Here is an 11,189-nt window from a genome sequence, read left to right on the forward strand (position 1 = left end):
CCATGTCGATTGAACAACAACCGAGCCTGCCTCCCGTGCTCCGCCCCGCGAACCCGCCCCGGCGTGAGCTGTCCGAACTCGCTTCCCGTTTCGCCCGCACCGTCCACGGCGATGTCGACGGGATCACGCTCTCCGGCATCACCCTCGCGACGGCAGACCTGCGTCCCGGCGAGGCATTCGTCGCGATCCGCGGCGTCAACGGGCATGGCGCGGACTTCGCCGCCACCGCCGCTGCGAAGGGTGCCGTCGCCGTCATCACCGACGACGCTGGCGCGGAGATCGCCGAAGCCGCGGGGCTTCCGATCCTCGTAGTCGACGACCCTCGCGCCGTGCTCGGTGATCTCAGCGCGTGGGTCTACGGCACCGGAGCCGGTGACCCGCTCCCCCTGCTGTTCGCGACGACGGGCACCAACGGCAAGACCAGCGTCTCCCACCTGCTCGAGGGGATCCTCGATCAGATCGGCGTGGTCACCGGCCTCTCCTCCACCGCAGAACGTCACATCGCGGGCGAGGTCATCGTCTCGCGCCTGACCACCCCCGAAGCATCCGAGATGCACGCCCTCCTGGCGCTGATGCGTGAGCGCCAGGTCGAAGCCGTCGCGGTCGAGGTCAGCGCACAGGCGCTGTCACGTCACCGCGTCGACGGCATCCTGTTCGACGTCGCCGGATTCACGAACCTGAGCCACGATCACCTCGACGACTACGCCGACATGGAGGAGTACTTCGAGGCGAAGCTGCCCCTCTTCCGGCCCGACCGCGCCCAGCGCGGGGTCATCTGCCTGGATTCCCCGTCCGGTGCGGTCGTCGTCGACCGGGCCGAGATCCCGGTCGTCACTGTCGGCACTCCGTCGATCGCCGCCGATCCCGACGCCGCGACCGCCGCGGACTGGGTGGTCGTCATCGACGAGGAGCGCGCCGCCGGTACGACCTTCACGATGACCGGCCCCGCCGGGTCCCTCACCACGACGGTCCCGGTGATCGGACCGCACATGGCGGCCAACGCGGCTCTGGCGATCGTGATGCTCCTCGAGGGCGGCTACGCCTGGGATCGCATCGTCGATGCGCTCACCCGTGACGGGGGGATCCGCGCCTACCTGCCCGGTCGCACCCAGCTGGTCTCCGGCGATCGTGGGCCTGCCGTCTTCGTCGACTTCGGACACTCACCCGACGCATTCGAGAAGACCCTCGCCGCCGTCCGGCGCGTGACACCGGGCAAAGTGCTGATGCTCTTCGGCGCCGACGGCGACCGCGACGCGAGCAAGCGCTTCGACATGGCGCGCACGGCGGTCGAAGGCAGTGACATCCTCGTCGTCACCGATCACCACCCCCGCTTCGAGGACCCCGCGTCCATTCGGGCGACCCTCATCGAGGGCGCCCGCACGGCACGACCGGATGCCGAGATCCACGAGGCCTCACCGCCCGAGAACGCCATCATCACCGCGGTCGGCTTGGTCGGCGACGGCGACGCCATCCTGTGGGCCGGCCCCGGGCACCAGGACTATCGCGACATCCGCGGCGTCCGCACACCGTATTCGGCACGCGAGCTCGCTCGCCGCGCGCTGCGCGACGCCGGCTGGCCCGTACCCGATTCGCGTTGGCCGGTCCCGTACCCCGACGAGGATTGACCTGCTCGACCAGGGCGACTCCGCCCTGGTCCCCGATCAGAGCGCCGCGATCATCCGATCGGCCGTCGAGCGCGCCCACGCCTCGGCCTCGGCGAGCGTCTCGACGGTGAGGGCGTCCGGCGCATCGTGCGCGTCGACGACCCGAGCGATCGTGTCCACGATGCCGAGGAACGAGAGCCGTCCCTCGTGGAACGCGTCGACCGCTTGTTCGTTCGCGGCGTTGTAGACAGCAGGGAACGTGCCGCCGGCGCGGCCCACCGCCTTCGCGAGTGCGACGGAGGGGAACGCCACGGCGTCGAGCGGCTCGAACGTCCAGGAAGTGGCGGATGACCAGTCGAGGGGCCGTCCGACGCCACCGACGCGGTGCGGCCAGTCCAGACCCAGGGAGATCGGCAGACGCATGTCGGGCGGGGAGGCCTGTGCGATCGTGGAACCGTCGATGAACTCGACCATCGAGTGCACGATGGACTGCGGGTGCACCACGACCTCGATGTCGTCGTAGGCGACGTCGAACAGCAGGTGCGCTTCGATCACCTCGAGTCCCTTGTTGACAAGGGTCGCGGAGTTGGTCGTGACCATTCGTCCCATGTCCCATGTCGGATGCGCGAGAGCCTCGGACGGAGTGACCTCGGTCAGCTGCGCGCGGCTGCGACCGCGGAACGGCCCGCCCGACGCCGTCACCACGAGGCGGCGCACCTCGGCATGGGTGCCAGCCAGGAGCGCTTGCGCGAGAGCCGAGTGCTCGGAATCGACCGGGACGATCTGACCGGGAGCGGCGGCCGCGAGGACCAGGTCGCCGCCGACGATGAGGGACTCCTTGTTCGCGAGAGCGAGCGTGCGTCCCGCCTTCAGCGCCGCGAGCGTCGAGCCCAGTCCGATGGAGCCGGTGATGGCATTGAGCACCACGTCCGCCTCGACGTCATGGACCAGATGCTCGGCCTCGAGCGCACCGAGAGCGGTCGACTCGACCTGGAACTGTGCGGCCTGCGCTTCCAACATCTCGGCGTTGGACCCGGCAGCGAGACCTACCAGCTCGAATCGGCGAGGGTTGGCACGGATCACATCCAGTGCCTGGGTGCCGATGGAACCGGTGGAGCCGAGGACGATGACGCGACGCATACCGTCAGCCTAGGTCACGCCCTCGGCACCCAGCGGCTACTGCTGCGCCTGGACCGGTGTCGTCGCCAGGATGTCCACGACGAACACGAGGCTCTCCTTCTGGAGCTCATGTCCCTCGCTCGCACCGTATCCGTCGGACGGCGGCATCACGACGATGACCTGTGAGCCGACCTTCTGACCTTCGAGGGCCTTCTGGAAGCCCGCGACCACGCCGGTGGTCTGGAACTGCGCGGGCGCGGCGTCGCGGCTCCAGCTGGAGTCGAACTCCTTGCCGTCGGACCACTTGACGCCCAGGTACTGCACGACGACGAGGTCACCGGAGGCGACCGTCGCACCGTCACCCTGCTTGAGGACGGCGACCTGGGTCTCTGTCGGCGCGTCGCCGTCCGGGATCGTCACGGTCGGAGCGCCCTTGTCGTCGAGCTTGACAGTCGGCATGCCGGGAGTCGGGTCGACCGGCGTTCCCGTCGCCACTTCAGGGAGCTGCTCGACGGCCTCGGCGTAGACGACCACGTTGTTGGCGCCCTCGCCGAGGACCTTTCCGGGAAGAGTCAGCACGATGCGCGAGCCGACCGGCTTGCACTCGAGCGCCGCGACGAAGAGCGAGGACTGGTTGGTGTCGAGGAGAACGGGCAGCACACCGCCTTCACCACGAGCCGACGAGTCGAGCACCTGATTGTTGGTCGCGTCGACGATCTGGTACTCGACGGACACCAGGTCATTGACCACGACGTCGTCTCCGTCTCCCTCGGAGATGACGGTCCTCTCGACGCCGGCGAACGGCGCATCGGCCGGGACCGTCACGGTGGTGTCTGCCCCTTCCCCCTCCACGACGACCGCGTCCGAGGTATCCCCGGACTTCGCGTCCAGCTGGCACGTGCTCGATGCGGAGGGCGACGGGGTGCCGGAGCTCTCCGGGGCTCCACCACCGGCGCAACCCGCCAGCAGCAGGGTCGCCGCGGCGACGGTGGACAGAACGATGAGCGGACGCTTGCGCACAGTGAGACCTCGGGATCGCGGGCAGGAAACTCCATCCTGCCCCATACCCCTTTGCTCGCGCTGGGAGGCGCGGCGCAACTCTTCATTCCCACCCCGGCATGGATCCGGGAGTAATCTGCTCTGATGACCTCTGAGCAGTCCGTCGAGCCCGAATCCTCGTCAGAAGAGGAATCCTCGTCAGAGGAGACTGCGAAGCCTCGCCACGCCGGGTTCGCGTACACGCTCGGCCGCAGCCTCATCACGCCACTCGCCCGTCTGGTGTACCGCCCTCGGATCGAGGGGCGCGACAACGTGCCGCTGACCGGTCCCGTCATCTTCGCGAGCAACCATCTGTCATTCATCGACTCGATCGCGATCCCGGTCGCGGCCCCTCGTCCCGTCCACTTCCTCGCGAAGTCGACGTACTTCGAAGGCACCGGATTCAAAGGCTGGATGAGCAAGACCTTCTTCGAATCGATCGGCGCGATCCCGGTGCGACGCGGTGCCGGACAAGCCGCGCTGGACGCGCTCGACCTGCAACGCCAGCTCCTCGATGAAGGTCTCGCCGTCGCCCTGTATCCGGAGGGGACCCGCTCGACCGACGGCCGCCTCTACAAAGGCCGCACGGGCGTCGCGTTCCTCGCTCTGCAGACGGGCGCCCCTGTGGTGCCGGTCGGCCTCATCGGCACGGACAAGGTGATGCCGGTGGGAGCGAAGATCCCCACCCTCAAGGAGCGCATCACCGTGCGTTTCGGCGAGCCGCTCGACCTCTCGCCGCACGGGCCCGCGACCAGTGGACGGGCACGTCGTCTCGCCACCGATCAGATCATGGCGGCGATCCACGGTCTCTCCGGCCAGGAGCTCGCCGGCGCGTACAACGAGGCACCGGCGCAAGGTGCCATCGAGAAGATCAAGCAGGCCCTCCCGCACGAGCGTCGCTGAGGCCTGTGAGCCCCACTCAGGCGAGGGCTGTGACCGTCGCCTGGTGGCGTACGGGGAAGTTCATCGAGTTCGCGATGAAGCACCACTCGTTAGCCTGGGCGTGGGCGCGCTCTGCTGCGTCGATCATCGAGGCCTCGGCGACGACGACCTCGGGCCGCAGCATCACCTCGACGAACGATCCGCCTCCCGCACCGTCCTCGCGCATCGTCCCGCTGGCCTGGTCGCGATAGGACACCACGACGACGCCCGCGGTCACACACGCGTGCAGGTATGACAGCAGGTGGCACTCGGAGAGGGAGGCGAGCAGCAGGTCCTCCGGATTCCATCGTGAGGGATCGCCGCGGAACGGCTTGTCTGCCGAGGCGAGGAGATCGGGCTTCCCCTCGACCTCGATCGTCACGTCTCGCCGGTAGTCCCGGTATCCGGTCGTCCCGGTGCCGGTGTTGCCGGTCCACGTCGAGGTGAGCGCGTAGCGGTGTTCGCCGAGCGTGCGCCTGGTCGTCTCTGCCATGTGCTCAGTCTGTCAGGCTCCTCCGACACGACGCGAGACGCCGCACGCCCCGGGCTAGAGTTGACGGGTGCTGGAGACTCTCACCGTTCAGGATTCCGTGGAACTCGCCGTCGTCGAGCGGAGCGGATTCGTCGAATCCCGCCACGCCGGCGCGGCCGTCGTGCTCTCCCCCGACGGGGACATCGTCGGTCGCCATGGAAATGCCGATGCGCTGATCCTGCCGCGATCCAGCCTCAAGCCTCTCCAGGCGATCGCCTGCATCACCGCAGGTGCCGTCCTCGAAGGCGAGCAGCTCGCGCTCTCCACGGCCAGTCACGTCGGCACCGACCGTCACGCTTCGGTGGTACGCGACATCCTGACCGAGGGCGGGCTGACGGAAGACGACCTCCGCTGCCCGGCCACGTGGCCGAGCGACTCGGCGTCGCGAGACGAGCTCGTCCGCGAGCACGGCGAGCCGACCCGGGTGCGCATGAACTGCTCCGGCAAGCACGCCGCGATGCTCCGCGCATGCGTGGCGACGGGCTGGCCGACCGACGGGTACCTCGACCCGACCCATCCACTGCAACAGCACATCCGCGACGTCATCGAGCGCCTCACCGGCGAGAAGATCGCCCACACCGCGATCGACGGGTGCGGTGCGCCGGTCCATGCGATGACGCTGACCGGCCTGGCGCGCGCGATCCACCGCATCGGCACCGCCTCCGACCGCTCGCCCTTCGCCCTCCACCGCGTGGCCGGTTCCCTGGTCCGCGCCGTGCGGGAGAACCCCTGGACGATCGAGGGTCCGGGCCGCCCCGACACGATCGCGACCGAGAGGCTCGGCGTGTTCACCAAGTACGGCGCCGAGGGCGTGATGGTGATGGTCGCCCCCAACGGCACGACCGTGGCGCTGAAGATGCTCGACGGCGCCACTCGAGCCTCGACGATCGTTGCCGCGACCCTTCTCGCTCGGGCGGGCGGGCTGAGCGATGCCGACGTGGCCTCGCTCGCGGACGCACTTCCGCTCGCCGTGCTCGGCGGTGCGGAGAACGTCGGCTCCATCCGACCCGGCGCAGGAGTCTGACGCCCGCGGCGGCGTTCCTCGTCGCCGAGCGTCGATTCGCGGCGCCTTCTCCTCACGACAACGTCTCCGCACGGCAACGCTTCTCACGGCAACGCTTCATCGAGGCGACAACTCGGCGAGGTGGACACGTTTCGGCGCACCGGAGCCGGTGACCGACCAGGCCCGGCCTGCGTGCGGGTGTGCATACGGAGGAAGCTCCCGCGCGCCGATCAGTTGCCGGAGCTCGCCGGGATGTTCACATCGGATGAGCACCTCGCCTGCCGATCTGATGCGCTGCCACAGCGACCAGTTCCGCTGCCAGGTCTCCGCGTCGGCGACCACGATGCAGCGTGTTCCCGGCGAAGTCGACTCAGATCCTGCCGCCACCACCTCGCATGCGGGGTGCGCGTCGTGAAGAGCGGCGAGGACCGTATCGGTGCCGGCACTGACGACAGCGGTGATCGCAGACGACGGCGTCCACCGTGGTGTCTGCGCTGCCTGCGGCAGCCATCGGCCCTCGTCGACCCACGCCAACTGCACCTCGCGATCTCCGATCACGGCGCGCCCGGGTACGCGGTCGCGCACGAACGCCGATGCCTCTCCGCCGGCCGCCAGATGCTCGAGTCTCGTCGGCATCCGCAACAGCGCCCGACGGGGCACCAGATCGAGTACACGTCCCAACGCCCCGCTCGCCCTGGTGGCCGTCAGAACGAAGGTGGTGTCCGGACTCGCCCGAAGCACGCGCTCCCAGCGGTGGACGAGCTGCTGCGCGTACTCGGCCGGCAGGGAAGCCAGCATCGCATCCACGTCGTCGATCAGGACGACCGAGGGCGGACGCTCCCCGCCCTCGACCCATGCGGCGAGCACGTCCCAGGCACCCTCGGGATCGTCGGGCATCCAGAATGCGTCATCGCATTGCGCCGCGACCGCTCTCAGCACCGAGGTCTTACCGAATCCGGGGGCGCCCAGCACCACCAGCCCCCGTTCCTCTCCGCGCCGGAGCATCTCCAGCGGCTGCGCCTGGCGATCAGGGTCATCGGCGCGACCGAGGATGATCGCATCGGGGAGGATTCCGGCCTCCGTGACGAGTTCGGCGATCGGCAGGATGGCCGGAAGCGGGGGAAGCCACGGGCTGGATGACTCGCCCGCTGCCGCCCACCGCAGACCGACACCACGAATATCGGAAGCCTCAGTCAGGGCGATGCGCATCGCGACGGGTTCCTGGTCGGATGGTCGACGCAGCAAGCCGAGACCGCGGGAACCGACGTCTCCCGTGAGCGCGGAGGCAGCATCGGTACCGATCACGAGCCGACTGTCGGCGGCGTCGCCGACGCGCAGGCTGATGCGAAGGGGGCAGTTCGCAGCCAGGGCGTCTCTGATCACCCCGGCAGCACGCTGTGTCCCGAGAATCAGGTGCATCCCGAGGGCGCGGCCACGGGCAGCGATATCGATGAAGACCGCACCGAGCTCGGGGTGCTCGGTCAGAAGCGCCGCGAACTCGTCGACGACGATGATCAGCCGGGGCATCGACACACCGCTGACATCGCGCGCCCCGGCGGCGGCCAGCACCCTTTCTCGACGTCGCAGCTCGGCGGTCAGGCTGGAGACGCCTCGTCTTGCACCCTGATCGTCGAGATCAGTGATGACGGCGGCCACCTGAGGCAGTGCGCTCAGGGGTTCGAAAGCCGTTCCGCCTTTGAAATCGGCGAGCACGAACGTCACCTCGTCCGGGCCGTGCGCCGTGGCGATGGCAGTGACCCAGCTGACCAGCAGCTCGCTCTTGCCGGTCCCCGTCATCCCCGTCACGATCGCGTGCGGTCCGTCTCCCACGATGTCGACCGTGATGTTCGCGCGTTCGCCTCGGCCGATGGTCGCGACGAGCCCGCCTCCGGCCGAGGTCTGCTCGAGCTCGGAGAGCAGCACCGCGTCGGGGATCGCATCCGTCTCGTCGTCGCGACGCGCCAGCTCCGCAGAGACGGTCTCCGCTTGGGCACGCGACAGGCACTCGACAGCGACTGCCTGGCTACCTGTCGGGGTGCGCAGCGTCGCCCGCCGCGGTTCGACGATGTCGATGACCGTCGTGATTCCCGCCGGGACGTCCTCCCCCACCGCGGTCAACACGATCAGGGCGTCCGCGTCCCCCCGGACGCCCGCCGCAGGACCGAACCCGATCCGGAAAGCACCACGCCGCGCACTCCGGGCGTGGGGCAGGCTCGCCAGGCCGTGGTCAGCGAGGTCAGTGTCTTCCGGATCGATGCCGATCAGCGACAGCTGGCCGGTGCCGAACCGCAGACACAGCTGCACGACAAGAGCGCGCGCTGCCGCCTCGGCCACAGGCCGCGCACCTCGAAGACAGATCCCCCCACCGATCGGCGCGGAGACCGGCGCGTCCGCGATGACACGGCATCTTTCACGGAAGTCCCGCCCGCGCGCGTCATCCGCGCCGGTGCAGCGGACCGCACTCGTCGTGTTGCCGGCACCGATGACGATCGGAGTCGTCGCGTCGACTCCCTGAGCGCCGCGCAGAGGCGCCTGTGCGATGCAGGTCGCGGCGTCGGGCCACCGCTGCCACAGGGCTTCGAGCTCGTCCTGCTGACGCTGGACCAGATCCGCTTCCGCCGCAACCCACTCGGCTTCGAGCTGCTGCTCGGTTCGTCGGCGTTCACGGCGCCGCGTACGTGTCGCGTCGAGCAGTGAGGCGCCGATCATCAACGGCCCCAATGCCGCGAAGCAGAGCGCGAAGAGGGAGCCGGTGACCAACCACATCACCACTCCCGTGGCCACCGGCACGAGGGCGGCCATGAAAGGCAGTGGAGCGCGAGGCGACGCTGCCGGAGCCGCGGGAAGCACGATCGGAGGGGATTCCATGGAATCCAGTGGACCGCATCACGGCCCGTGAAACAGGGCTGTGCACAGCGCTGGAGCGTTACTCCGCGGTGTTCTCGATTGGGGAGGACGAGTCGTCCTCTGCCGCCACCTGGACGATGATGAGGGTCACGTTGTCGCGACCGCCGTTCTCCAACGCCGCCGCAAGCATCGCGTCCACCGCGGCACCCGGATCGTCGTGCTCCCGGAGGAAATGCTGGATCCCGTAGTCGGTCAGTTCCTTGGTGAGGCCGTCCGAGCAGATGACGAATCGGTCACCGGGACGCACGTCGATGGAGACGTAATCGGGAGCTGTGAGCTCACTCGCCCCCACGGCACGCGTGATCACGTTGCTGTAGGGGTGCCCTTCAGCTTCCTCCGGGCTGAGCTTGCCCGCTGTGATCAGTTCCTGCACGACCGAGTGATCGGTGGTGATCTGGACCAGCCGATCGTCGCGAAGGAGATACACGCGGGAGTCGCCGATGTTCAGTGCGGTCCAGTGCGGCTCATCCCCATCGGTCTCGAAGTACACTCCCGTGAGCGTGGTCCCCGTGCCCTCGTCGGTGGTCTCGGGATGCTCCGCGATGTCTCCGACAGCCAGTTCGAGCGCATTCTCGATCGATGGTCCGTCGACCTTCCCCGAGGAGACGACGGCCTGCAACCGGGCCACCGTGCTCTGACTCGCGATCTCGCCGCCGGCATGACCGCCCATTCCGTCAGCGACGATGAACAGCGGATAGTCGGCGAGGAACGCGTCCTGATTCGTCTCCCGGCGTCGGCCTTGATCGGTGATCCCGGACCACGACAGCAGCAGCGGGCGCTGCGCAACCGTGACGCGGTGCGTCTTCGTCTCAGCCACGTGCTGCCTCCGATGGGCCTGCGGCGGGTCGGACGGTCGCAGGATACTCACAACACATCGTAGTAGAAGTCACGCGCACCTCGATCACACCCTGGCACCCGGATCGGCCGGCAGCGGGAACAGATCATCGATGATGGCGAGTTCGGCCGCGTCGGGGCGCCAGGCCTCCCCCGCGTCTGCGTTCGCCTCGACCTGCGGGACCGAGGTCGCGCCCGCGATCACGCTCGAGACCGCCGCGTGCGAGAGCAACCAGCCGAACGACGCCTGGACCATCGTGATGCCGCGCTCATCGCAGAAATCGCGGAATGCATCCAGGGCATCCCACGGTGCGTTCTCCCACACGTGGCGCCGTGTCGACATGATCCGGCTCTGCTGCGGCCCGCCGTCGCGAGTGAACTTCCCCGTGAGCAGGCCGTTGTGCAGGGGGAAGTACGGGAAGAAGCCGAGTTCGTAGCGTTCCACCGCCGGCAGCACTTCCCGCTCCGCCGCCCGAGCCAGCAGGGAGTAGTGGTTCTGAGCCGAGATGAACCTGCCACTCGATCGCGCCCTCGTCGTGAACTCCGCTTCGGCGATCTGCCACCCGGCGAAGTTCGAGTGCCCGTAGTAGCGGATCTTGCCCTCGCGCACGAGTTCATCGAGGGCATCCGTGGTCTCCGCGATCGGCGTCTCGGGATCGGGGAGATGCAGCTGATAGAGATCGATCCAGTCCGTGCGCAACCGGCGCAGCGATTCCTCGACGGCCCGACGCACGTAGCGACGAGAACCCCGGGCAGCGGGGAACGCGTAACCCATGTCGCGCTCGTGTCCGAACTTCGTCGCCAGCACCACACGGTCGCGGCGTCCCTCGAGAGCTTCGCCCATCAGCAGCTCGCTCGCCCCCGCTGCTGCTCCATACATGTCAGCGGTGTCGAAGAAGGTGATGCCGTTGGCGAGAGCCGCATCCATCACCTCGCGCGTGCCGGCAAGACTCTCCGTCATCGTCCCCGCGCGCCCGAAGTTGTTGCAGCCGAGGCCGGTGGCGGACACGAGAAGACCGGAGGCACCCACACGGCGCTGGGACGAGACCATGCCCCCACGTTAGCGGCCGCTGCGGATAGACGACCACTCGGAACAGCACAGAGCCCCCGACCGAGGTCGGGGGCTCTGTGCCAGAAGGTCACACCGTCAGACCATCACGCCGGAGGCTGTGTGGGATCGGTCGGCGGGGACGCCGGGGTTGCGGGAGGAGCCGGCGGAGCAGCGGGCGGA

General features: G+C 68.7%; 9 protein-coding genes. 3 read left to right on the top strand and 6 right to left on the bottom strand.

Going from position 1 to position 11,189, the window contains the following annotated elements:
- The first annotated feature begins 2 nt into the window (after window positions 1-2).
- Entirely contained in the window at window positions 3-1,625 is a 1,623-nt protein-coding gene (locus tag GZ64_RS0100120; protein WP_051667782.1) for a Mur ligase family protein, read from the top strand.
- A gap of 36 nt (window positions 1,626-1,661) precedes the next feature.
- On the opposite strand, the gene dxr is transcribed toward GZ64_RS0100120, so the two are convergent.
- Together dxr and GZ64_RS0100130 are read right to left on the bottom strand one after the other, a co-directional pair.
- Window positions 1,662-2,744: a 1-deoxy-D-xylulose-5-phosphate reductoisomerase gene (gene dxr / locus GZ64_RS0100125; protein WP_029264703.1), complete on the bottom strand. Its 1,083-nt coding sequence runs from the start codon at window positions 2,742-2,744 to the stop codon at window positions 1,662-1,664.
- Between the two features lie 36 nt (window positions 2,745-2,780).
- Window positions 2,781-3,743, bottom strand: a complete 963-nt coding sequence (locus tag GZ64_RS0100130) for an FKBP-type peptidyl-prolyl cis-trans isomerase (protein ID WP_021199384.1) — start codon at window positions 3,741-3,743, stop codon at window positions 2,781-2,783.
- A 123-nt stretch (window positions 3,744-3,866) separates the two neighbouring features.
- Here GZ64_RS0100130 and GZ64_RS0100135 point away from each other — a divergent pair, with 123 nt between their 5' ends.
- Window positions 3,867-4,664: a lysophospholipid acyltransferase family protein gene (locus GZ64_RS0100135; RefSeq protein ID WP_029264704.1), complete on the top strand. Its 798-nt coding sequence runs from the start codon at window positions 3,867-3,869 to the stop codon at window positions 4,662-4,664.
- Window positions 4,665-4,680: 16 nt separating this feature from the next.
- On the opposite strand, the gene GZ64_RS0100140 is transcribed toward GZ64_RS0100135, so the two are convergent.
- A complete protein-coding gene (locus GZ64_RS0100140) occupies window positions 4,681-5,175 on the bottom strand; it encodes an OsmC family protein (protein WP_029264705.1) in 495 nt (164 codons plus the stop codon).
- A gap of 67 nt (window positions 5,176-5,242) precedes the next feature.
- On the opposite strand from GZ64_RS0100140, the gene GZ64_RS0100145 reads away from it, so the two are divergent.
- The gene (locus tag GZ64_RS0100145; protein ID WP_029264707.1) at window positions 5,243-6,238 is read left to right on the top strand and encodes an asparaginase; all 996 of its coding nucleotides are present in this window, start codon (window positions 5,243-5,245) and stop codon (window positions 6,236-6,238) included.
- A 96-nt stretch (window positions 6,239-6,334) separates the two neighbouring features.
- Here GZ64_RS0100145 and GZ64_RS0100150 read toward each other — a convergent pair whose 3' ends face one another.
- The 3 genes from GZ64_RS0100150 to GZ64_RS0100160 form a co-directional block, all read right to left on the bottom strand.
- Complete coding sequence (locus tag GZ64_RS0100150; RefSeq protein ID WP_029264708.1) at window positions 6,335-9,085, bottom strand: FtsK/SpoIIIE domain-containing protein; 2,751 nt, start codon at window positions 9,083-9,085, stop codon at window positions 6,335-6,337.
- 58 nt (window positions 9,086-9,143) lie between these two features.
- Window positions 9,144-9,941: a PP2C family protein-serine/threonine phosphatase gene (locus GZ64_RS0100155; RefSeq protein ID WP_021199379.1), complete on the bottom strand. Its 798-nt coding sequence runs from the start codon at window positions 9,939-9,941 to the stop codon at window positions 9,144-9,146.
- Between the two features lie 84 nt (window positions 9,942-10,025).
- Window positions 10,026-11,009 (bottom strand): aldo/keto reductase, encoded by a 984-nt coding sequence (locus tag GZ64_RS0100160; protein WP_029264709.1) that lies wholly within the window; start codon window positions 11,007-11,009, stop codon window positions 10,026-10,028.
- Window positions 11,010-11,189 lie beyond the last annotated feature (180 nt).

The sequence above is a fragment of the Microbacterium sp. Cr-K32 genome, assembly GCF_000708345.1.
GTDB classification, from domain to species: Bacteria; Actinomycetota; Actinomycetes; order Actinomycetales; family Microbacteriaceae; genus Microbacterium; species Microbacterium maritypicum_A.